At 64.8% G+C, this 22,921-nt stretch carries 21 protein-coding genes; 8 read left to right on the top strand and 13 right to left on the bottom strand.

The window, feature by feature from the left end; genetic code table 11:
- Positions 1–42 precede the first annotated feature (42 nt).
- The 4 genes from AC1M14_RS26460 to mnmG form a co-directional block, all read right to left on the bottom strand.
- The gene (locus AC1M14_RS26460) at positions 43–867 is read right to left on the bottom strand and encodes a GNAT family N-acetyltransferase (RefSeq protein ID WP_111826293.1); all 825 of its coding nucleotides are present in this window, start codon (positions 865–867) and stop codon (positions 43–45) included.
- A gap of 9 nt (positions 868–876) precedes the next feature.
- Positions 877–1,677, bottom strand: a complete 801-nt coding sequence (locus AC1M14_RS26465) for a ParA family protein (RefSeq protein WP_102774995.1) — start codon at positions 1,675–1,677, stop codon at positions 877–879.
- Positions 1,674–2,330, bottom strand: coding sequence for a 16S rRNA (guanine(527)-N(7))-methyltransferase RsmG (gene rsmG, locus AC1M14_RS26470; RefSeq protein WP_479731841.1), 657 nt, complete (start codon positions 2,328–2,330; stop codon positions 1,674–1,676). Before rsmG ends, AC1M14_RS26465 begins: the two co-directional genes overlap by 4 nt.
- A gap of 83 nt (positions 2,331–2,413) precedes the next feature.
- The gene (gene mnmG, locus AC1M14_RS26475) at positions 2,414–4,333 is read right to left on the bottom strand and encodes a tRNA uridine-5-carboxymethylaminomethyl(34) synthesis enzyme MnmG (protein WP_479730704.1); all 1,920 of its coding nucleotides are present in this window, start codon (positions 4,331–4,333) and stop codon (positions 2,414–2,416) included.
- A gap of 832 nt (positions 4,334–5,165) precedes the next feature.
- On the opposite strand from mnmG, the gene AC1M14_RS26480 reads away from it, so the two are divergent.
- A complete protein-coding gene (locus AC1M14_RS26480) occupies positions 5,166–5,345 on the top strand; it encodes a hypothetical protein (RefSeq protein ID WP_479730705.1) in 180 nt (59 codons plus the stop codon).
- 879 nt (positions 5,346–6,224) lie between these two features.
- Here AC1M14_RS26480 and AC1M14_RS26485 read toward each other — a convergent pair.
- On the bottom strand, positions 6,225–6,431 hold the full coding sequence (locus AC1M14_RS26485) for a cold-shock protein (RefSeq protein ID WP_006216596.1): 207 nt from the start codon (positions 6,429–6,431) through the stop codon (positions 6,225–6,227).
- Between the two features lie 233 nt (positions 6,432–6,664).
- Positions 6,665–7,723 carry an AbrB family transcriptional regulator gene (locus AC1M14_RS26490; protein ID WP_479730706.1) on the bottom strand — a complete coding sequence of 353 codons (1,059 nt, stop codon included), beginning with the start codon at positions 7,721–7,723 and terminating at the stop codon, positions 6,665–6,667.
- 88 nt (positions 7,724–7,811) lie between these two features.
- On the opposite strand from AC1M14_RS26490, the gene AC1M14_RS26495 reads away from it, so the two are divergent.
- Complete coding sequence (locus AC1M14_RS26495) at positions 7,812–8,978, top strand: pyridoxal phosphate-dependent aminotransferase (RefSeq protein ID WP_479730707.1); 1,167 nt, start codon at positions 7,812–7,814, stop codon at positions 8,976–8,978.
- Between the two features lie 131 nt (positions 8,979–9,109).
- Here AC1M14_RS26495 and AC1M14_RS26500 read toward each other — a convergent pair whose 3' ends face one another.
- The 5 genes from AC1M14_RS26500 to AC1M14_RS26520 form a co-directional block, all read right to left on the bottom strand.
- Positions 9,110–10,636 carry a tripartite tricarboxylate transporter permease gene (locus AC1M14_RS26500; protein WP_102774990.1) on the bottom strand — a complete coding sequence of 509 codons (1,527 nt, stop codon included), beginning with the start codon at positions 10,634–10,636 and terminating at the stop codon, positions 9,110–9,112.
- Entirely contained in the window at positions 10,633–11,070 is a 438-nt protein-coding gene (locus AC1M14_RS26505; RefSeq protein WP_102774989.1) for a tripartite tricarboxylate transporter TctB family protein, read from the bottom strand. Before AC1M14_RS26505 ends, AC1M14_RS26500 begins: the two co-directional genes overlap by 4 nt.
- Before the next feature lie 111 nt (positions 11,071–11,181).
- Entirely contained in the window at positions 11,182–12,180 is a 999-nt protein-coding gene (locus AC1M14_RS26510) for a Bug family tripartite tricarboxylate transporter substrate binding protein (RefSeq protein WP_102774988.1), read from the bottom strand.
- 115 nt (positions 12,181–12,295) lie between these two features.
- The gene (locus AC1M14_RS26515) at positions 12,296–13,768 is read right to left on the bottom strand and encodes a sensor histidine kinase (RefSeq protein WP_479730708.1); all 1,473 of its coding nucleotides are present in this window, start codon (positions 13,766–13,768) and stop codon (positions 12,296–12,298) included.
- Complete coding sequence (locus AC1M14_RS26520; protein WP_102774986.1) at positions 13,755–14,435, bottom strand: response regulator; 681 nt, start codon at positions 14,433–14,435, stop codon at positions 13,755–13,757. The genes AC1M14_RS26515 and AC1M14_RS26520 overlap by 14 nt, the downstream gene beginning before the upstream one ends.
- Before the next feature lie 490 nt (positions 14,436–14,925).
- Between AC1M14_RS26520 and AC1M14_RS26525 the strand changes: the two genes are divergently transcribed.
- Together AC1M14_RS26525 and AC1M14_RS26530 are read left to right on the top strand one after the other, a co-directional pair.
- Entirely contained in the window at positions 14,926–16,308 is a 1,383-nt protein-coding gene (locus AC1M14_RS26525) for a ClcB-like voltage-gated chloride channel protein (protein WP_102774985.1), read from the top strand.
- Between the two features lie 177 nt (positions 16,309–16,485).
- Positions 16,486–16,821, top strand: coding sequence for a hypothetical protein (locus tag AC1M14_RS26530; protein WP_111826287.1), 336 nt, complete (start codon positions 16,486–16,488; stop codon positions 16,819–16,821).
- Between the two features lie 5 nt (positions 16,822–16,826).
- On the opposite strand, the gene AC1M14_RS26535 is transcribed toward AC1M14_RS26530, so the two are convergent.
- Complete coding sequence (locus tag AC1M14_RS26535; RefSeq protein WP_111826286.1) at positions 16,827–17,390, bottom strand: hypothetical protein; 564 nt, start codon at positions 17,388–17,390, stop codon at positions 16,827–16,829.
- A 58-nt stretch (positions 17,391–17,448) separates the two neighbouring features.
- On the opposite strand from AC1M14_RS26535, the gene AC1M14_RS26540 reads away from it, so the two are divergent.
- Entirely contained in the window at positions 17,449–17,805 is a 357-nt protein-coding gene (locus AC1M14_RS26540) for a winged helix-turn-helix domain-containing protein (protein ID WP_479730709.1), read from the top strand.
- Positions 17,806–17,942: 137 nt separating this feature from the next.
- Here the strand turns inward: AC1M14_RS26540 and mnmE are convergent, their stop codons facing one another.
- Complete coding sequence (gene mnmE, locus AC1M14_RS26545; RefSeq protein ID WP_479730710.1) at positions 17,943–19,295, bottom strand: tRNA uridine-5-carboxymethylaminomethyl(34) synthesis GTPase MnmE; 1,353 nt, start codon at positions 19,293–19,295, stop codon at positions 17,943–17,945.
- 115 nt (positions 19,296–19,410) lie between these two features.
- Between mnmE and AC1M14_RS26550 the strand changes: the two genes are divergently transcribed.
- Genes AC1M14_RS26550 through AC1M14_RS26560 form a run of 3 tightly spaced genes read left to right on the top strand, consistent with a single transcriptional unit; the run spans position 19,411 to position 22,916 of the window.
- On the top strand, positions 19,411–20,997 hold the full coding sequence (locus AC1M14_RS26550) for an ABC transporter substrate-binding protein (protein ID WP_111826282.1): 1,587 nt from the start codon (positions 19,411–19,413) through the stop codon (positions 20,995–20,997).
- A gap of 21 nt (positions 20,998–21,018) precedes the next feature.
- On the top strand, positions 21,019–21,993 hold the full coding sequence (locus AC1M14_RS26555) for an ABC transporter permease (RefSeq protein ID WP_102774979.1): 975 nt from the start codon (positions 21,019–21,021) through the stop codon (positions 21,991–21,993).
- On the top strand, positions 21,990–22,916 hold the full coding sequence (locus tag AC1M14_RS26560) for an ABC transporter permease (protein ID WP_102774978.1): 927 nt from the start codon (positions 21,990–21,992) through the stop codon (positions 22,914–22,916). Before AC1M14_RS26555 ends, AC1M14_RS26560 begins: the two co-directional genes overlap by 4 nt.
- The last annotated feature ends 5 nt before the right edge of the window (positions 22,917–22,921 follow it).

Raw genomic sequence — 22,921 nt, forward strand, 5'->3', positions numbered from 1 at the left:
GTTAAATCCTCTTTCCTTCTGTTTTTGTATCCCGAGCCAGGCTCAGGTGTCCGCGTGCTCGGCGGGCACGCGATACCAATACGCGTAACAGTCTTTGAAACCGTAGCGGCCGTACAAGGCGCGCGCGGCTGAATTTTCCGGCTCGACCTGCAGATAGGCTGTCGTGGCGCCGCCGGCAGCGCCCAGAGCCAATAAGTGTTCCACCAGGGCGCCGGCATGGCCTTTGCGCCGCTCTGCGGGGTCGGTGACGATGTCGAACAGGCCGAGCAGATCGCCGTCGCGCACGGCCAGGCCGGCGGCGACGCCGCGCCCCGCCGCGTCCGTGGCAAGCACCGGCAGGATATCCACAGCCAGGCCCTGCAGGCGCCTGCGGTGTTCGTCGACGTGCTCGGGCAAGGCGCCGCGCATGGCGCCGACCGCCTGCGCGAAACGGTCTGCGGCGATCGTCTGGAACCGCAGCCCGCCCGTGGCACCGTGCCCGGGCGCGAGCGGCATGCTCATGACCCGGGTCTCGCCGGTGTAAACATAACCGCGGGCCTCCAGGTCGGCATCGAGGGAAAAGTCGGGGCCGATGGAGGTCAGGCGCAGCACCATAGGCAGGCCATGGCGCGCGTACAACGATGAACAATACGCCAGCCGCTCATCCAGCGTACGTGTGGATAACCCCAGCACATTCACGCTGCGCATGCGCTTGGCCGGCGACTGCGCGAAACGCACCAGCCAGCCATCATAAAGCACCTGCGCGCCGACCGCCGTCGCGTTCAGCGCGGCCTCTTCGAGACGCACGCGCAGGCTGTCGCGCTCGCCGGCGCAAGGCGCGCGGCGGGCGATCGACGGAAGCGGAGCGATGCGCGCGGAGGCCGACATGGATATGGATTACTTCAAATCCCGTTTTACGCGCTCGATCATTTCGGCACCAAATGCAATGTAGGCCTGCGCGCCGCGTGACGCGCGGTCATAGATCACGCCGGGCATGCCGTAACTGGGTGCTTCGGCCAGGCGCACGTTGCGCGGCACGACCGTCTTGAAGACCTTGTCGCCGAAATGCGCCTCGAGTTGCGCGGACACTTGCTGTTGCAGCGTCATGCGCGGGTCGAACATCACGCGCAGCAGGCCGATGACGCGCAGGTCGTCGTTGATGTTGCGATGCACGCGCTTGATGGTGTTGACCAGGTCGGACAGGCCTTCGAGCGCGAAGTATTCGCACTGCATCGGAATGATGACGCCGTGGGCGGCGGCCAGGCCATTCAGGGTCAGCAGCGAGAGCGTGGGCGGGCAGTCGATCAGCACGAAGTCGTACTGGCTGGAGACGGTGTCGATGGCGGCCTTGAGCTGACGCTCGCGCTGTTCCATCTGCACCAGGTCTATCTCGGCGCCGGAGAGTTCGCGGTTGGCCGGCAGCACGTCGTAGCCGCCCGATTCGGAGCGCACGCGCGCCTGTTCGATGCCGGCTTCGCCGATCAGCACCTGGTACAGGTTCGATTCGAGCGAGTTCTTGTCGATGCCGCTGCCCATCGTGGCGTTGCCCTGAGGGTCCAGGTCCACCAGCAGCACGCGTTGCTTGTGCGTGGCAAGGCCGGCCGCCAGGTTGATGGCGGTGGTCGTCTTGCCCACACCGCCCTTCTGGTTGGCAATGCAGAATACGCGGGCGGTCGTGCTGGGGGGTATGTTCTTCATAGGGTTCCTTGACTGCGGCGCATCCAGACCAGGCAGCGTTCCGCTTGCAGTTCCGGCACGGACAGCGGCTGTATGTGATCGACTTGCCATTGCCCGCGCGCATGCAACGCCTGGATTTCATCCTCGGGGTGCTTGCCCTTCATGGCGACGAGGGTACCATCGTTGCGCACGTGCCGACCTGCGAGCTGCGCAAAATCGTCCAGCGATGCGAAGGCGCGCGACGTGACAATGTTGCACTCGGCCGGCTCCAGCGTTTCGATGCGGGCGTGGCGCGCCTGCAGGTTGGGCAGGGCCAGCGCGCCGCTCATCTGGCGCACGAATGCGGTTTTCTTTTCGACGGCGTCCACGCAGGTCACGGACCAGTGCGGCCGCATAATGGCCAGGACGACGCCAGGCAGGCCTCCGCCCGAGCCGACGTCGTAGACCTTGGCCGGCGCGTCCGAACCTCCCAGCGCCTCGCTGAAGGGCGCCACGGCGGCCAGGCTGTCGAACAGGTGCTGCACCAGCATCTGCTGCGGATCGCGGATCGCGGTGAGGTTGTAGGTCCGGTTCCAGCGCTGCATCTGCGCCAGGTAGTCGAGCAGCCTGGCCCGGGCGGACGCGTCGGCGTCCAGCCCCAGCTGTTCGCACGCGCGCGCGAGCCGGCCGGCCATGTCGGCGGGCTGGTCTGCGCGGCCGGTCACGGAATGGCTTTCATGTACGCTGCGGTACTCGCCCTTGGGGCGCCCCACGGGGCTCATGCCGCTTGCTTGCGCGAGCCGTAGTGCAGGCGCTTCAAGTGGATGAGGAGCAGCGAGATGGCGGCGGGCGTGACGCCCGAGATCCGCGCGGCCTGGCCGATGGTCTCGGGACGGTGCGCCTTGAGCTTCTGGCGGACTTCGAACGACAGGCTGGTCACGGCGTCGTAGTCCACGTCGGCGGGAATGGCCTGCTGCTCGTGCGCGATGTGCTTCTGGACCTCGTCCTGCTGGCGCGCGATGTAGCCGGCGTACTTGACCTGGATCTCGACCTGCTCGGCCAGCACCTCGTCGGCGACCACCCCAGGACCGGCGAGCAGCGTGCCGTCGGTATTGCGGGCGGCCATCAGCGCTTCGTAGGAAACGCCGGGGCGTTTCAGCAGGTCTGCAAGTGAGTACTCACGTTCAATCGCCTTGCCCAGCAGCGGCTCGGCGACCTCGGCCGGCAGCACGCGCGGATTGACCCAGGAGGACTTGAGGCGCTCGACTTCGGCGGCCACCGCGTCGCGCTTGCGGTTGAAGGCGTCCCAGCGCACGTCGTCGACGATGCCGAGGCGGCGGCCGATTTCCGTCAGGCGCAAGTCGGCGTTGTCTTCACGCAGGCTCAGACGGTATTCCGCCCGCGACGTGAACATGCGGTAGGGCTCGGTCACGCCGCGCGTGACCAGGTCGTCCACCAGCACGCCCAGGTAGGCTTCGTCGCGGCGCGGCGTCCATTGCTCGCGCTCCAGCGACAGCAGCGCGGCATTGGTGCCGGCCAGCAGGCCCTGGGCCGCAGCTTCTTCATAGCCGGTGGTGCCGTTGATCTGCCCGGCGAAGAACAGGCCGGCGATGGCCTTGGTCTCCAGCGTGCTCTTCAATCCACGTGGATCGAAGTAATCGTATTCGATGGCGTAGCCGGGGCGCAGGATGTGCGCGTTCTCCAGCCCGGGCAGCGAGTGGATCAGTTCCAGCTGCACGTCGAACGGCAGGCTGGTGGACACCCCGTTCGGATACACCTCGTGCGTGTCCAGGCCCTCGGGCTCCAGGAACACCTGGTGCGACTGCTTGTCGGCGAAACGGTGGATCTTGTCCTCGATGGACGGGCAGTAGCGCGGGCCCACGCCTTCGATCACGCCGCTATACATGGGAGAACGGTCCAGGCCGCCGCGGATGATGTCGTGCGTGCGAGCATTGGTGTGCGTGATCCAGCAAGGCAGCTGCCGCGGATGCATCGCCACATTGCCCAGGTACGAGAACACCGGGATCGGGTCCAGGTCGCCAGGCTGCTCTTCCAGGATGCCGTAATTGATCGAGCGCCCGTCGATGCGCGGCGGCGTGCCCGTCTTGAGCCGGCCCTGCGGAAGCTTGAGCTCCTTCAGGCGCTGCCCCAGCGAAATAGCGGGAGGATCTCCCGCCCGGCCGCCCGAGTAGTTCTGCAGGCCCACGTGAATCAGGCCGTTGAGGAACGTGCCGGCAGTCAGCACCACGGTCTTGGCCCGGAACTTCAGGCCTACCTGCGTCACCGCGCCGACCACACGGTCGCCCTCCACCATCAAGTCTTCCACGGCCTGCTGGAACAGCCACAGATTGGGCTGGTTCTCCAGACGGCCACGGATAGCCTTGCGGTACAGCACGCGGTCGGCCTGGGCGCGAGTGGCTCGCACGGCCGGCCCCTTGGAGCTGTTCAGGATGCGGAACTGAATCCCCGACTCATCGGTCGCCAAAGCCATTGCGCCGCCCAGGGCGTCGACTTCTTTGACAAGGTGTCCCTTGCCGATCCCACCGATGGAGGGATTGCAAGACATTTGACCTAGGGTTTCGATGTTATGCGTCAGCAGCAGCGTCTGTGCGCCGGTGCGCGCGGCAGCCAAAGCCGCCTCGGTGCCGGCGTGGCCGCCACCGACAACGATGACATCGAATGCGCGGGGATAGTCCATGATGGGGAGGTAAGAGAGCGTTCGGTGCTCATTATAGAGGCAGGGCTTCCATGTTTCACGTGAAACATGTTTCGCTGCAGCAACGAAGCGTCGCAGCTCCCTTCAGGCGTCGGCAATTGACAACGACAGGCATGGAGACCCGCACAATATGTCGGCACCTGCCGGTGTTTCGAATGCGTGTTCCACGTGGAACATCGGGATTCAGATGTCTAAAGGAAGGCCCGCGGTGCTGCGATGTTTCACGTGAAACACTACCTTGGAGTCCCATTTAGCCGGATAGTCATTTCCAGGTTCGACACATAAGACGCCGATCTCGATGTTTCACGTGAAACATCGTCTCCACAGCGTTTTTCGTGTTTCACGTGAAACATAAGGCAGATGAAAACGTCAGTCCCTCATCGTTGTTTCACGTGAAACCACGAAGTTCCGATGAAACGAAGAAAAACTGATATTTCCACCCCTACCCTACCCCTACCCCTGAAAAATCAATTTTTCCGAAGTATTCACCACATAATCAAGCAAAGGCAGACGACGCATTCGTGAACTGTTGTCCACGATCGCTCCGCTACACGTTATGAAAAACATTCCGGCAAAGTTCCATGCTGGCCGAGATCAGCAAAATTGACCCAATAAAACCGGCTTCGAGTTCATAACAAAGTTATCAACAAATCCAGCTGTCGTTGAATTACTGCGTGCCCGCGTTTCACGTGGAACAACTTTGGGGATAAGTCGAATACGGACAGCCGCAAGGGGCGTTCCCACGCCTATTCGCCGCGCACCGGAATCGCCAGGCCAAATCCATGAAAATGCACAAATACGCAAGCTGCCCCCTATGAAAGCGGCGCGTGCAGTACTCGAAAATGAAAGCAAGAAAGCAGCAAAAAGCGCAGCGCCGAAAAGCCGCATAGCGCCCTGCATAACCGTGGAAAACTTTGTGGATAAGATGGCGCCGCCGAACGGCCGCGCCGAAAAACTCACCGCCGGGCTGACATCGCCGGCCAACAAGATTTGATTTCCGAACTGGAATCGCCTGCCAAGTTCATCGCCTTGGCTTATCCCCAGTGTTATCCCATGCCGCAGCCATATTCCGGATCTATCGCATCCATAGAGCGCCGTCATCGGGAATCTTTGATGAAGCAAGTATCTTGCTCCTGCCCGGCTCGCCGCGCCATCATCCTTTTGGGTGAGTGCCGGATTATCCCCTGCGCGTTGTGGAAAACTCGCCTGCACGATTCAAGACAGAAAAATTAACCGCGCACGACGGCTAGCGGCCTGGCGTGGGCCATCTGCCATTGGGCATCCATGCCATCCGAAAGTCTTAGCGAGCTCCTGCTATCCCCATTTATATCCACAGGCGCGAACACCCGAATCGGGCTACCAAAGGCCTAATTCTGTGCATAACCGAGATGGGGATATCTTTGTGAACAACCGCCCGCCGGCGGGCCAAAAATCGGCCTTGGGGCGCCGGAAGAATATAGAGGCCTGTGCCCCGCTGGAGCGGGAAAATCCGCCCAAACCTGCGTATTTACTGGGGAAAATGCGCGTATTGAGGACAGTCAGACCACCGTAGCGGTCCTTGCGCCATTGCCTGGGCAAGACCAGGAATGCGGTACGGAATTTGGGATAACTCTGCAAATCCTTGCGTGGGAGCAATGAAATGCTTCATTACTGCGCATGAAAATACTCATGCCCGAAAATAATTATCCACAAACTTATCCACGGCCCGAGAATATGTTAGTAGCTACTAACAAATGGCTGAAAACCCGAAACGGAAAATCGGCGGCGCCCGCATTGGACGACGCCGCCCAAATGAAACAACGCCCCAGACCTGAGGTCTTGGGGCGTTGTAGCCAGGCCAAGCCTGGCAGACGGGAAATTGGGATTTCCCGATTTAGAGCGGGCGAATTTCGGCCGCTTGAGGTCCTTTCGGACCATCCTTGACTTCGAATTCGACTTCCTGCCCTTCATTCAGGCTGCGATAGCCGCGGCCCTGAATGGCGGAAAAGTGTGCGAAAACATCGGTGCCGCCGACGTCCGGAGTGATGAAACCGTAACCCTTGTCAGCGTTGAACCACTTAACTTTGCCCTTCTGAGCCATTTTTTCTAGCGTCCTGTAATTAACTCGAAATGCAATGAATCAAGGACGCCGTGAGAACTGAACGACCGGTTGTGACACCTGCGTTGCTGCTGCGTTCCCGCCTGCCGCCAGGCTGCAGAACGAGTCCGCGCGCTGCTTGAATCAACTGCCTGACCAGCATACTCACCGGACATTACAGACTCATATAGTTGTTTTCCCCAATGTCGTATTTTTCAGACTTGAAGCAATCCGGCTCAGGCGGAGCGCGCCTGACGCGGCGCCAGCAGGTGGTATAGCGGCCCCGTCACCAGCACCACGAACACCATCCGCGTCACGTGAAACGCGGTGACCACCGGCACGCCCAGCTGCAGCACCTTGGCGGTGATGGCCATTTCGGCGATGCCGCCCGGCGTGGTGCCCAGAATAAGGGTCGGGATCGGGGCCGCCGACCATAGCGACAACAGGGCGCCGAGGCCGAAGGCCAGGGCCAGCGCCAGAATGGTGAAGCCGGCCATCGCCGCGATGAAGCGCGGCGCGGCGCGGAAGAAATCGGGCCGGTAGCGGTCTCCCAGCGACCAGCCTATGAACAGCTGCCCGATCTTCGGCACATAGTCGGGCAGCGCCGACAGCTCGATGCTGGAGGCCGTCAGGATCATTGCCACCAGCATCGGCCCCTGTACCCAGGGATTGGGCAGGCGCAGCTTCATGAAGATGGCGCCGGCGACGCAGGTGAGCGCCACCAGCAAGGCCAGGCCGGCGCCATGCACCTCGCGCGGCCCGGGCACGGTGGGGTCCAGCCCGGCCACGCCCCACCACTGGAAAATGAACGGCACGGTCACCACCACCAGCAGCACGCGCACGCTGTGCGCCGTCGCCACGCGGTCGATGCGCGCGCCGTGGCGCTCGGCCAGGTTGGCCATCTCGCTGGCGCCGCCGATGGCCGCCGAGAACCAGGCCGTCTTGAAATCCACGTCGGTGTAGCGGCGCAGAATCGCCGTGCCCAGAAACGCCAGCCCCAGCGCGAACAGCATGCCCACGACGATGGGGCCGGCGTTGTTGCCGATATGCCCGATCACCTGCGGCGTGAAGTACAGGCCCAGCGAGGTGCCGATCACCCACTGCCCGCCGTTGCGCGCGGGCCTGGGGCAGGCCGTGCCCAATCCGGCGATCCGCGTCGCGGCCGTCAACAGCAGCGCGCCCAGCATCCAGGGCAGCGGAATATGCGCCCATACGGCCAGCAACGCTCCGGCCAGCGCGATCACGAAACCGCCCAGCACCCTACCCGACATACTCTGCACCACGCCCCCTTCCATATCGCTGCGTTTCGAGAAAACGAATTATGAGTTAGTGGGATACTTACGAAAACTCTCTGCGCTGGTAGCGTCCACTTCCTCGTCCACCATGATCCGATCCAAACTTCCTGACGTCGGCACCACCATCTTCACCGTGATGAGCCGCCTCGCCGTCGAACACAAGGCCATCAACCTGGGCCAGGGCTTCCCAGACTTCGATCCCGATCCCGCCTTGTGCGAGCTGGTCTCCAAGGCCATGGCCGAGGGCCACAACCAGTACCCCTACATGCCCGGCGTCGCGCCGCTGCGCGAAGCCATCGCCGCCAAGACGCTCGCATGCTATGGCCACGCGTACGATCCCGAAACCGAGATCACGGTGACCAGCGGCGCCACCGAGGCCTTGATGGCCACGGTGCTCGCCGCCGTGGGCAGCGGCGACGAAGTCGTGGTCATCGAGCCCTGCTACGACTCCTATCTGCCGGCGATCCGCCTGGCCGGCGGCACCGCGGTGCCGGTGCCGCTGCGCGCGCCGACCGCAGACGATCCCTACTACCGCATCGACTGGCAGCGAGTGCGCGACGCGATCACGTCCAAGACGCGCCTGCTGATGCTGAACTTCCCGCACAACCCCACCGGCGCCGTGCTGGACGACAGCGACCTCGACGCGCTCGAATCCATCGTGCGCGACACCGGCGTGCTGCTGGTTTCCGACGAGGTCTACGAGCACATCGTGTTCGACGGCAGGCCGCACGCCAGCGTGGCGCGCCGCCCGCTGCTGGCCGAGCACGCCTTCGTGATCTCGTCCTTCGGCAAGACCTATCACACCACCGGCTGGAAGATAGGCTACTGCTGCGCGCCGCGCCAGCTCAGCGCCGAACTGCGCAAGGTGCATCAGTTCATGGTGTTCACGGTGCCCTCGCCCATGCAGTTCGCGCTGGCCGAATACATGCGCGACCCCAAGCCCTACCTGGATCTGCCGGCCTTCTACCAGGCCAAGCGCGACCGCCTGGCGCAAGGACTGGAAACGACCCGTTTCCGCCCGCTGCCCAGCCCCGGCACGTTCTTCCTGCTGGCCGATTACAGCGAGATTTCGCGCCAGAACGAGGCCGACTTCGCGCGCGACCTGACCGTCAATCACGGCGTCACCGTGATCCCGGTTTCGGCGTTCTACCGCCATCCCGACGCGCCCGAATCGAACCATCGCATCGTGCGTTTCTGTTTCGCGAAAAAGGACGAAACCCTGGACTCCGCGCTGCAGCGGCTGGCCCGGGTCTGACGGCAACTTCGACCGAATATGAGTAAAAGCTCATATTCATATTTTGCCGGTTTCGATGGATAAAAAAGGGGCGCCGCGAGGCGCCCCATGCAGTTCCGGCGATGCCCCGGCGCATCCGCGCCGGCTTCGCATCAGGCCGGGTCGGCGGCAACCTTTCTTGCTGCGCGCAGCTTGCGCATGATTTGCGGCACGATCACGACGGCGGCAGCGCCTGCCCACAGGCCGATCGAGACCGGGCTGGCGAACAGCACGCCTACGTCGCCGTCGGTGATCGACAGCGCGCGGCGCAGGTTCTGCTCCATCATGTCTCCCAGCACCACGCCCAGCACCAGCGGCGCCATCGGCACGCCGAATTTGCGCAGGAAGTAGCCCAGCGTCCCGATGCCGGCCACCAGCAGCAGATCGAAGGTGCCCGCGTTGATCGCGTACACGCCGATATAGCTGATGCACAGGATGCCCGGTACCATCAGCCAGCCCGGCACCGACAGCACCTTGGAGAACAGGCGCACCAGCGGCACGTTCATGATGAAGAGCAGCACGTTGGCGACGAACAGCGAAGCGATCAGGCCCCACACCAGATCCGGCTTGGAATCGAACAGCACCGGGCCCGGCGTGATGTTGTAGAGGGTCAGCGCGCCCATCATCACCGCCGTGGTGCCCGAGCCGGGCACGCCCAGCGTCAGCATGGGCACGAAGGAGCCGATGGCCGAGGCCGTGGCGGCGGCCTCGGGCGCCACCAGGCCGCGCATGTCGCCCTTGCCGAACTTGGCGTTCGGGTCCTTGGCTTCGATGATGCGCTTTTCCTGCGAGTACGCTACGGCCGCGGCCACGCTGGCGCCGGCGCCCGGCAGCACGCCCACGCCGAAGCCCACGAAAGCGCTGCGCACCACGCTCCACCACGTGAAGACCAGCTCTTTCAGATTGAAGATCTTGCGGCCGCTGGGCTTGACCTCGACGCTGTGGCCGGCCATGACTTTCTCCAGCATCTCCAGCATTTCGGCCACCGCGAACAGCGCGATCACGACCACCACGAAGTCGATGCCGTCGGCCAGGTGCACCGACTCGAACGTATAGCGGTAGACGCCGGAGTTGGCGTCCACGCCCACCACCGAAATCGCCAGGCCGATCATCGCGGCCAGCACGCCCTTGACCGGCTGCTTGCCCAGCAGGCTGGTCAGGCAGCAGAACGCGAACACCATCAGCACGAAGTACTCGGCCGGGCCGAAGGCCAGCGCCCATTTGGCCAGCAGCGGCGCCAGCAGGATGATGCCGACCACCGACACGATGGCGCCGAAGAACGCCGACCACGCCGACAGCGACAAGGCCACGCTGGCCAGGCCCTGGCGCGCCAGCGGATAGCCGTCCAGCGTCGTCATGATGGCGCTGGCCTCGCCCGGCACGTTCAGCAGGATGGACGTGATGCGCCCGCCGTACTCCGCGCCCACGTACACCGCCGCCAGCAGGATCAGCGCGGTCTCGGGCGGCAGATTCATGGCGAAGGCGATCGGTATCAGCATCGCCACGCCGTTGATCGGCCCCAGCCCGGGCAGCACGCCCACCATCGTCCCGAAGAACGAGCCGATGGCGGCCACCAGCAGGTTGGTCGCCGAGAAGGCGACGCCGAAGCCGATCGACAGATGATCAAGAATGGCGCTCATATCAGGTTCTCCAGCAGTCCGGCCGGCAGGACCACGTCCAGCACCTTGTCGAACAGCACGAAAAAGAAAATGCTCATGACCACGCCGCCGATGGCGCACTTGATCCAGCCGCCGCCGAACAGGCGGCCGACGAACACCGTCATGAGGGTGGTGGCGATCACGAAGCCCAGCCACTGGAACAGGAACGCATAGGCCGTGGCGAACACCACCATCAGCGCGATGCGGCCGTTGGCGCCCGGCGGATTCGCCTCCACCTGGTGGCCGCCCTTGTAGACCAGCCACAGGCCGCACAGGCCGATGATCAGCGCCAGCAGCAGCGGAAAGGCGCGCGGGCCGACGGGCTCATAGGCGAACGGGGCTTCGATGCCCCAGCCCGCGGCGGTCAGGAAGACGGCGAGCCCGAGCGCCGCCAATCCCAGTATTCGATCGTTCATGATCACTTTTCCGATGTAGTCGCATCACGCGGCGCAGCGCCTCCCGCCGCCGCGGCCGGACCGCGGCGGAAAGGAGCCCTGACGGGCGCGAACGGGGGAGTAAGGCCTGGCTTACTTCTTGATCAGGCCGAAGGAATCGGCCAGCTCGCCGTAGTGCCGGACACGCTCTTTCACGTAGGCGTCCAGCTCGGCGCCGGTCTTGTTGAACGGGAACAGGCCCTGCTGCTCGCGCAGTTTCGCGAACTCGGGCGAGTTGGTCGCCTTGTTGAAGGCGTCGACCCAGAACTGGTAGTCGGCGTCAGACACCTTCGGGCCCACGTAGAAGCCGCGGATGATCGGCCACACGATGTCATAGCCCTGTTCCTTGGCGGTGGGCACGGTGCCCAGCTTGCCCGGCAGGCGTTCGTCGTTGAACACCGCCAGCACGCGGATCGGAGCGCCGCCTTCCAGCATGGTGAAGGCTTCGGCCGCGTCGCCCATGTAGGCCTGGATATGGCCGCCGCGCAGCGCGGTGACGGCTTCGCCGCCGCCCTCGAAGGCCACGAAACGCATCTTCTTGAAGTCCACGCCCGCCGCCTTGGCGGTCAGCGCGGCCTTCATCCAGTCCTGGCTGCCCACGGTACCGCCGGCGCCCAGCACGATCTTGGTCGGGTCCTGCTTGAACGCTTCCATCAGGCTCTTGAGATCGGTGTACGGCGAATCGTTGCGGACCACCGCCACGCCGTAGTCGGTGCCGATGCCGGCCAGCCAGCGCACGTCGTTGACGTTGTACTTGCCGAACTTGCCCTGCGCCAGGTTCAGGAGCGAACCGCCGGAGAAGGCCACGATGGTGCCCGGCTCGTTGGGATGCTGGGCCACGATGTTGTTGTAGGCCACCGCACCGATGCCGCCGGGCATGTAGACGATGCGCATGGCGCTCTTGAGCGCGCCGCTCTGCTTCAGGCCTTCGGTGGCCAGGCGGCAGGTCAGGTCGAAGCCGCCGCCGGGCTGGGCCGGGGCGATGCATTCCGGACGGCGGGGCTCTTCGGCCGCCTGCGCGGCTCCCAGGGACAGGGTGATCGCGCCAAGCGCCGCAAAGGCGGCCAGGCGCAGCTTCAGACTCGTCTGCATTTTTGCGTCTCCGAGATTTATAGGTCTAGGTGTGTCTGGAAGCCGCGCCGCCGATTCTGCACGGTGGCTGCCCCAGTGAACGCAACCGTACAAAATCGAACCTTTCCAACACCTTTCAAACTGGACCGATTTCTTGCCGCGGCGCAGCATCCGACGCCGATCCAAGGGTAAACACCAATGCCGCCCGCAGTCCAGGCAGCGGCGCGCGGTTCTCCAGCACCAATCGCGCGCCCAGGATTTCGGCGATGGTGCCGACGATGGCCAGGCCCAGGCCGGCGCCGGGCTTGTTCTTGCCGGCCGCGCCGCGGCGAAAGCGCACGCAGGCCCGCGCGATGTCGTCGGCGGACATGCCCGGGCCGCTGTCCTCGATCAGCAGGCGGGCCTGGACGGCGTCGGCCTGTATCCGCACCGTGACCTCCCCGGCCGGCGAGGTGTAGCGGATGGCGTTGTCCACCAGGTTGCTGACCGCTTCGCGCAGCAGCCAGTCAGCGCCGCGCACCATGACGGGCCGCTGCTCGGCCTCCAGGCCGATGTCCAGCTGGCGCAGGCGGGCGGTGGGCAGCAGGCCGCGGATGACGCCGTCGGCCAGGTCCACCAGGTCCACCGATTCGGGGACAAATCCCCCTTCGGCCAGGGAGGCGTCTTTTGCGCGCGCCAGGGCCAGCATCTGGTTGGTGGTGCGTACGGCCCTGTCCAGCCCCTCCTGCATCGCCAGAAGGGCTGTACGGACCTCCTGGGGGTCTGTTTCGCGCAGGGCATAGGCCATCTGGGTCCGCAAAACCGACAGCGGCGTGCGCAACTGGTGCGATGCGTCGTCCAGGAACTGGCTCTGGACCCTCGCCTGGGCCGCAAAACGGGCCATGTGGAGGTTTACGGCCGCCACCAGGGGTAGGACCTCCCCCGGCATGTCGGACGCGCTGACGGGGCTTAAATCGTCCGCAGAACGCCCTTCGACCTCCTGCCGCAGCCGGGCCAGGGGCCGCAAGGCCATGAAAACGCCCACGATGATCACCAGGACGCTGATCAGGATGACGGCCAGGTCCCGCTCCACGGAGCGCACCAGGGCCCGGTGCAGGAAGGCCTGGCGCGTGCCCAGCCCCTCCGCGACCTGCACTACTACCCGTCCCCCTTTGTTGTCGTACAGCGGCGGGTCCATGGGGCGGGCCAGCACTGCCACCCGCACCGGCGTGCCCTGGTAGGTGGCGTAGAAAAAGCGCGGCTCGCCTGAAACCAGCGGTTCGGCGGGCATGGGCAGGTCGGGATAGCCGATTTCGGCCAGCCCGTCCTCGGTGGCCACGCGGTAGAACACGCTGCCATTGGCCGTCAGCTCGAAAAATTCCAGCATCAGGTATGGCTGCTCCATGGCTAATCCACCGCTGGCTGTGGATATGTTGTGGTCGATGGCGCGCAGCGCTCCGGCAAGGGATCGGTCGTAGGCCGTATCGACCTGGTTGCGCAGCTGCTGGTTGGACATCCAGAGCGCGCCCACCATCACCAGGACCAGGGTTGGAATCAGCCACCAGAGCAACTGGGTCTTCAGGGTGCGGTTGCGTTTCTGCCCGGTTTTTTTCGAACTACGGGTTGTCAACAGCGTTCTCCAGGCAGTAGCCCATGCCCCGCATGGTCACGATCTGCACGCCGGTATCCGCCAATTTTTTGCGCAGCCGGTGCACCAGGACCTCGATGGCCTCCAGGTTGATGTCCGCGTCGTCGGTCAGGATGCGGTCCAGGATCTGCTGCTTGTTGATGGGTTCTCCGCTTTTCTGGATCAGCACGCGCAGCACCGCGTGTTCACGTGGGGATAACTGCAGGGCCTGTCCGTGGACCGTGAATTTTTGCGCGGCAGTCTCGAAAACCAGGTTTCCCAGAGTCAGCCGCGGATGTTCGCGCCCGCGGCTACGCCGGATCAGCGCAATCAGGCGCGCTTCCAATTCTTCCACGACAAAGGGTTTCGGCAGGAAATCGTCCGCGCCCTGGTGGAGTGTCCCGATTTTTTCGGCCAGCGAATCGCGCGCGGTCAGGACCAGCACCGGCGTACGGTCGTCCCGCGCGCGGATCTTGGCCAGCAAAGTATGGCCATCCATGCCGGGAAGTCCCAGGTCCAGGATGACGGCGTCGAATTCCTCGACCGCCAGGCGTCGTTCGGCAACCAGTCCGTCATCGGCCCACTCGACGACGAAGCCGGCATGGCGGGCCAGGCTTCGTGAAAGCCAGCGGGCAAGTTCGGCTTCGTCTTCTATCAGCAGGATGCGCATGGACGGAGTCCGCGGGGGGATGGCTGGGCGGAATGGGAAGACATGTTTGGCTTTTCCTTTATTTCTCTTTATATAAAGACTAATGATTAATAAGGGCTGTGGATAACTACCTTAACCCTTAAAACCTCTTTTTTTTCATAGTCTTGCGGCCGTTTTTGGCTGTGCAAGAACTCTGTGTGGGAAAAAAGCTGAAGTTGGACAAGATTTTGGACCCGGTCCGAAACCCCTGCTTGTTCAACTTGCCTCCACAAAATGTGCACAACCGGCCGCCCTAGGAGTTATCCACAGCCCTGTTCCTGGGTGCGGACCGGGAAACGGGCACTTTTACCCCGAAAAACCGGCTTGTGCATCCCCGCTTTTTCGGCCTTCCAGACGCGTTTAAAGGCCCGCTGAGCGCCTATCGGAAACCGGGATTCGGGGCCTGGAACGCCCGCTTTCATTACAAGGGACTGAACAAAAAGTGAGCAGCTTTCGCCGTAAAATCCGAGCCATGGCGAAAGAAATCAGAATCAAGCATTCGGGCTGGGCGACCTGGCTGCGAGGGCGTCTGCTGGCCGACAACCTGCCCGCCACCGTCTGCGCGGCCGCCTTGATGGGCCTGCTGGGGGCGTTGGCCACCGTGGTGTTCCGGGAACTGCTGGGCTGGACGCAGGTATTGCTCGGCGGGGGCGACGCGCCCCACGGCATGGTGTCGCTGGCGCGGGGGCTGGACCCCTGGCAGCGGTTTCTGCTGCCCGCCGCCGGCGGCGCGGTGGCCGGCGTCATCCTGCAGCTGGCCGCGAGCCGCCTGCCCAAGCGCGGCGCGGCCGACTATATGGAAGCGATCTCGGTGGGCCGCGGCGTCATCGGTTTCCGCCAGACCATCGCGCGCAGCCTGTCGTCGATCTTTTCCATCAGTTCGGGCGCCTCGATCGGCCGCGAAGGCCCCATGGTGCAGCTGGCGGCCATGCTGTCCTCGCTGAGCGGGCGCTACCTGGTGCTGCCGCCCCGGCATCTGCGGCTGTTGGTGGCCTGCGGCGCCACCGCGGGCATCACCTCCGCCTATAACGCGCCGATCGCCGGCGCGTTGTTCATTTCCGAAATCGTCTACGGCGCGATTTCCTCGGCCACGCTGGTGCCGCTGGTGGTCTCGTCGGTGGTGGCCAATATCGTGACGCGCCAGATCCTGCACTACGACGCGGTGTTCCATATGCCGCGCTTCGATTTCGTGTCGGGCTGGGAAGTCATCAATTATCTGGGCCTGGGCCTGATCGCCGGCCTGGCGGCGCCGCAGTTCCTGCGCTTCCTGGACGTGGCGCGGCGCGCCTTCGGCCGGCTGCCCTGGCCCTTGTGGGCCAGGATGGCCGCGGGCGGGCTGATAGTGGGCGCGCTTTCGGTGGTCAACCCCGAGGTCTGGGGCAATGGCTACAGCGTGGTCAACAGCATGCTGCACACGCAATGGGCATGGCAGGCGGTCGCCGCCATCCTGCTGCTGAAAACGCTGGCCACCGCCGCCAGCGTGGGGTCGGGCGCGGTGGGCGGCGTGTTCACCCCGACCCTGTTCGTGGGGGCGGCGCTCGGCGCCTTGTACGGCACCGGCCTGCAAGCCCTGTTTCCCGCGGGCGATCTTTCGGCCGTGTCCAGCTACGCCATCGTCGGCATGGGCGCGCTGCTGGCGGCCACCACCTATGCGCCCTTGATGTCCATCCTGATGATCTTCGAGATGACGTTGAGCTACGAAGTCATGCTGCCGCTCATGCTGGCCTGCGTCACGGCCTACGTGATCGCGCACCGGATCAGGCCGGATTCCGTGTACGCCAAGTCGCTGGCCAACAACCGGCGGGCGCGGCTCGCGGTCCCTGGAGAAAGGGCCGAAAGCAAGCCTGCCGCTTGATTGCGAGTAAATACTCGTATTCTGGCCGGGCGAAAAATACGAGTCCGGCCGCGGCCTTGCAGGCGGTCGCCGGCATTGCCGGCAATTTAGTTATAGAATTTATAACTAAACCGCTGCGCGCCCCATGAGGGCGCGCAGTCACAAGAAGAATGATCAGCAGTACCCACAGGAGCATCCATGGCACCCGGCAAGTCTGCCACGGCAGGTAGCGACGCGCCCAATCTCTGGCAGCAGTACGCCAGATTCCACGAGGCGTGCGTCGCCGTTCTGGACCGCATCGAGCAGCGCGCGGACCCGCATATTCCGCTGGCGCAAAACGAATGCGCGGAACTGAGAATCATGGCGCTCAACCTGGGCGCGCTGGGCCGCGTGCTGCATGGCAAGCGCGCCCGCGACATGCGCCAGCTTGCGGCGCGCCTGGACCGGGCGCTGGCCGGCTGCAACCAGCAAACCGTCGCGCCGGCCCTGGACAGCGAAACGCCCGAACGGGACCCGGCGGTGCTGGCAGGCTGATACCGCTATCGGTCAGTGCGTGCGCCGGCCGCAAGCCGGCGCAGCACGGCCGTGGCCGCCTTGAGCGCATACAGCACGAACAGGGCGCCCGTCAGGTCTCCGATGAACATCGCCACGAACCCGGTGGCCAGCGTTTCGCGCGCGCCATGCAGGAAAAACCAGGCGTGGTGGATGGCGGAATTCACCAGCGCGTAGCTGACCGCGCAGGCCAGCAGGCGTCCGGTGGTCAGATTGCCCAGGTCCGGCCGCAGCCGCAGCGCGCTCCGGGCCCAGAGATAGGCCAGATAGGGCGCCGCGGCTTCCATGATGCCACCGGCCACCGATTGCACGACGTCGTTCGGGAAATGGTAGAAAAAGTAGGCGGTCCACGAACCGATCAGCACGCCCATCGCCCCCGGCAGCCCGAACAGCAGCGTGGCAACCAGCCGCACGCCGGCGGGCAGGTAGACCCAGTTCACGCCGCGCATGAATTCCAGATTGGTGAACACCCACTCGTTGATTGCCAGACTGGCGAGAAACAGGAAGGTCGTGGCCAGCACCCATTTTCCCTGCCTTAGAATGTCGCCCATAACCTAAGTATCTTTGCCCACTTTTCGTTGCCCGCCCTCGGTCGCCGCGTCATTATCCATGAAACAAAGAAAGAGGCCCGCCGACATCTACCTGCGCTTTCTGCGCCTGGCCGACGCGCTGCGAGGCCTGCCCTCGCTGCCCACTCTGGACCCGGTGGAAGAACGCATCCTCACGCTGGTGGCGCGCGCCTCTCAGGAAGAGCGCCGCCTGTCGGTGCGCGACGTCATGGCCGTCGACAGCATAGGCTCGCCCGCGACCCTGCACGCGCGCCTGAAATCCATGCGCGAGAAAGGCTGGGTGCAGCTGGTCGACACCGAGGATGCCCGCCGCAAGCAGGTCGAACTCAGCCAGGCGGCGCTCAAGCATTTCGACCGGCTGTCGGAATGCCTGGTGGAGGCGGCGCGCAAGCCGTAGCAGTGATTGCGGGTTGCCGGTATCGCGGTCCGGATTGCCTTAGAAAGCTGCAGCCTGATCTACGAATCAGTGGCGGACCATTTTGCGGACTTGCGCAAAATGGTCGAGCAAGCATTTTGCCGGCCCTGAAGCTGGCCTCACTTCCCAATACAAAAACTCGAAAAAATCTCCCCCAGCAGATCGTCGCTGGTGAATTTTCCGGTGATGCTGGACAGGCTGTCGTGCGCCAGGCGCAGTTCTTCGGCGAACAGGTCCAGCACGCGGTCGTCCTGTTGCGCGTGTTCGCCGGCCAGCGCCAGGTGTTCGGCGGCCGCCTGCAGCGCGTGCAGATGGCGTTCGCGCGCGAGCCAAGGGGATTCCGCCCCCGGGTTCCAGCCGGCGATCTGCAGCAGTTCGGCGCGCAGCGCGTCCAGGCCGATGCCGCGCTTGGCCGAGATGCCGAGTTCGCCGGGACCGGCGGCGAAGGGGGCGGCCAGCAGGTCGATCTTGTTGTAGACCTTGAGCACCGGCGTGCGCGGCGGCAGGCGCCCGGTGATCTGGGCGTCGAGCTGGTCGCCGGGCTGGGTGGCGTCCTGCAGGTGCAGGATGACGTCGGCGCGTTCGATTTCCTGCCAGGTACGGGCGATGCCTATGCTTTCGACGGTGTCTTCGGTTTCGCGCAGGCCGGCGGTGTCGACGATGTGCAGCGGCACGCCGTCGATATGGATTTCCTGCACGACCTTGTCGCGGGTGGTGCCGGCGATGGGGGTCACGATGGCGATGTCGTCGCCGGCCAGCGCGTTGAGCAGGCTGGATTTGCCGACGTTGGGCTGGCCGGCGAACACCACGTGCAGGCCTTCGCGCAGGATGACGCCCTGGCGCGCCTGGGCGATCAGCGCGGCCAGGTCGGTGGCCAGGGCTTCCAGCGTCGGGCGCGCCTGGTATTTTTCGAGGAAGTCGATTTCCTCTTCGGGGAAGTCCAGCGTGGCCTCGACCAGCATGCGCAGATGCACGATGCGGTCGGACAGGTCGTTCACGCGCGCCGAGAATTCGCCCGACAGGGAGGCCATGGCGCCGCGCGCGGCGGCCACCGACGAGGCGTCGATCAGGTCGGCCACGGCCTCGGCCTGGGCTAGGTCCATGCGGTCGTTGAGAAAGGCGCGGCGCGTGAATTCGCCGGGCTCGGCCAGCCTCAGGCCCAGGTCGCGGCCGGCGGCCAGGCAGCTGTCGAGCACGCGGCGCAGCACGGCGGGCCCGCCGTGGCCTTGCAGTTCCAGCACGTCCTCGCCGGTGTACGAGTGCGGCGCCCGGAAATAAATGGCGATGCCTTCGTCCAGCAGTTCTCCGGATTCGGTTTTGAAGGGCAGGTAGTGGGCATGGCGTGGGGTCAGGTCGCGCTGGAACAGGCGGCGCGCCAAACCCGAGAGGTCCGCGCCCGAGACCCGTACGACGCCGATGCCGCCTCTTCCGGGGGCGGTGGCGATGGCGGCGATGGGGGCGTGGACAGACATATTTCAGGCGGGGCGGGGCAAGGACAATAAGGGAATATAACTGTTGCGCGGCGGCTTGTTTGCTGGTTAATGTGGCCCGGAGGTTCAAAACCCGAAACTACTCTGGGAGATCACTATGGCGTCTCGGTTTTCGCGTGTCTTGACCTGCGGCGCGGCCGCGGCGGTTCTGGCGTTGGGCACTCTCGGTTCGGCCATGGCCCGCGATCTGGTGATCGCCCTGAAGACCGAACCGTCCTCCATGGACCCGCAGTATCACGCGCTCACGCCGAATACGCAGATCTCCCAGACCATTTTCGACACGCTGGTGGCGACCGACGCGCAGCTCAAGCCGCGCCCCGCGCTGGCCGAGTCCTGGACCGTGGACGGCAAGGTGTGGACCTTCAAGCTGCGGCCCGGCGTGAAGTTCTCCGACGGCACGCCGTTCACCGCCGAAGACGTGGTCTTCACCTATGCGCGCGTGCCCAAGGTGCCCAACAGCCCGTCGCCCTTCACGCTGTACCTGGGCGCGGTGGAAAAGACCGAGGCGGTCGATCCGCATACCGTGCGCATCACCACCAAGGAAGTGGCGCCGAACCTGCTGGTCAACCTGGCGCAGTTGCCCATCATGTCCAAGAAGGCGGCCTCGGGGCCGGCGCCGGAGGGCAAGACCACCACCGAACTCAATAGCGGCGACGGCCTGATTGGCACCGGCCCGTACAAGTTCGTGTCGTGGAAACGCGGCGCCGAGTTCGTGCTGGCGCGCAACGACAATTACTGGGGCAAGAAGCCCGAATGGGATCGCGTGGTCTACCGCCCGATCAGCAATGCGGCCGCGCGCGTGGCGGCGCTGCTGGCCGGCGACGTGGACATGATCGAGGATCCCCCGACCGACGACCTGCCCAAGCTGAAGGCCGACAAGAAGCTCTACGTCGAGGAAACGCCGTCGGTGCGCGTGGTGTACGTCGCGCTGGACCAGTACGCCGAGCCGTCGCCCGGCGTGCAGGGCACCGACAAGAACCCCATGAAGGACAAGCGCGTGCGCGAGGCGCTGTCGCTGGCCATCAACCGCCAGGCGCTGGTCGAACGCGTGATGGGCGGGGTGGCGCTGCCGGCCGGCAACCTGTTGCCCTATCCCATGTTCGGATCGAGCAAGGAACATTCCAAGGCGCCCAAGGCCGACGTCGAGAAAGCCAAGGCGCTGCTCAAGGAAGCGGGCTATCCCGACGGTTTCTCGATCACGCTGGGCTCGCCTTCGGGGCGTTATGTGAACGACTCCAAGGTGGCGCAGGCGATCGCCTCGATGTGGACGCGCATCGGCGTCAAGACCAGCGTGGACGCGCTGACGCCCCCGGTGTTCTTCAAGAGCCGCGACAGCTACAAGTTCTCGGCCTACCTGGCGGGCTGGTCGGTGACCAGCGGCGAAATGTCCAACGCGCTGACGTCGCTGCTGGTGACGCGCAACCCGGAAGCGGGCCTGGGCACCACCAACCGCAGCCGCTATTCCAATCCGAAGATGGACGCGCTGGTCAAGGAGGCCTCGTCCACCATGGACGACGCCAAGCGCGCGCAGCTGCTGTCCGAGGCCGGCAACATCGCCATGGATGACTACGCCATGCTGCCCATCCATTTCGAGCTGTCGGTGTGGGCCATGAAGAACGACATCCGCTACCAGGGCCGGCCGGACCAGGTCACGCTGGCGCAATACGCGACCCTGAAGAAGTAGCGTGCCCGCGGATAACGCCACGTGCTGGCCACGATCGTAAGAAGGCTGCTGCAGACCATCGTCGTCATGTTCGTCATGTCGGCGCTGGTCTTCGCCGGCATATACATGGTGGGCGACCCGGTCTCGATGCTGGCCAGCCCGGAAGCCACCGAGGCGCAGCGCGCCGCGGTGCGCGCCTCGCTGGGCCTGGACCTGCCGTTGTGGCGGCAGTACCTGATCTTCATGGGCCAGGCGGTGCGCGGCGACTTCGGCAACAGTTTCCTGACCGGCGAGCCGGCCATGCGGCTGATCCTGGAGCGCATGCCGGCCACGGTGGAGCTGGCCTGTGTGGCCATGCTGATGTCGGTGCTGATCGGCGTGCCGCTGGGCATACGCGCCGGCCTCAAGCCGGAGGCGCCCGGATCGCGGGCCATCATGACGGGCTCGGTGCTGGGTTTTTCGCTGCCCAACTTCTGGGTGGGGCTGATGCTCATCATGGTGTTCGCCGTCATGCTGGGCTGGCTGCCGGCCGGCGGGCGCGGGCAGACCGTCAGCATCGGCGCCCTGCAGCTCAGCGTGCTGACTTTCGACGGCTGGCTCAGCCTGGCGCTGCCGGCCGCCACCATTGCGTTCGCCAAGTGCGCCATGATCATCCGCGTGACGCGCGCGGCCACGCGCGAGGCGCTGCCGATGGACTACATCAAGTTCGCGCGCGCCAAGGGACTGTCGGAAAAGCGTGTGCTGGGCGTGCATCTGCTCAAGAACATCCTGATTCCGGTGGTGACGGTCGCGGGCCTGGAGTTCGGGCAGGTGATGGCGTTCGCGGTGGTGACCGAGACGGTGTTTTCCTGGCCAGGCATGGGCAAGCTGCTGATCGATTCCATCATCAACCTGGACCGTCCGGTGGTGGTGGCCTACTTGCTGCTGATCGTGTTTTTCCTGGTCATGCTGAACCTGGTGGTGGACATCATCTATACGGTGCTGGACCCCCGCGTACGACTGGATAGCCGCCGATGACCACGCCCGTCTCCGCCCCCGCCGCCGCGACCGCGCAACCGGTCCGGGAACAGACGCCCTGGCGCCGCTTCCTGGGCGATTTCTTCGCCAGCAAGCTGGCCACGCTGGGCCTGGCGATGCTGGTGTTGATCGTGGGCGCCGCGCTGCTGGCGCCGTGGATCGCGCCGCAGAATCCGTACGACCTGGCGATGCTGGACATCATGGATTCCAAGCTCCCGCCGGGCAGCGAAAGCGGCGACGCCAGCATGCGCTACTGGCTGGGCACCGACGGCCAGGCGCGCGACCTGCTGTCGGCGATCCTGTACGGCATGCGCACCAGCCTGCTGGTGGCCACGGTGTCGGTGCTGGCCGCCTTCGGCATCGGCGCCACCGTGGGCCTGGTGGCGGCCTATTTCGGCGGCCGCATCGACGCCTTGCTGATGCGCATTGTGGATATCCAATTGTCGTTTCCGGCCATCCTGGTGGCGCTGATGCTGCTGGCGATCCTGGGCAAGGGTGTGGACAAGGTGATCATCGCGCTCATCGTGGTGCAGTGGGCGTATTTCGCGCGCGCGGCGCGCGGCGCGGCGCTGGTCGAGCGCGGCAAGGAATACGTGGAGGCGGCGCGCTGCATGTCCTTGTCATGGGGGCGGGTGCTGTTTCGCCACGTGCTGCCCAATTGCATGCCGCCCTTGATCGTGATCGCCACCATAGACCTGGCGCACGCCATCGCGCTGGAAGCCACGCTGTCGTTCCTGGGCGTGGGGGTGCCGGTGACCGAGCCGTCGCTGGGCATGCTGATCTACAACGGCTTCGAATACCTGCTGTCGGGCCAGTACTGGATCTCGTTCTTTCCCGGCATCGCGCTCGCGCTGGCCATCATCGCCATCAATCTGGTGGGCGATCACCTGCGCGACGTGCTCAACCCGCGCCACGCGAATTGAGGGGC

The sequence above is a fragment of the Achromobacter sp. SX5 genome (assembly GCF_056711425.1).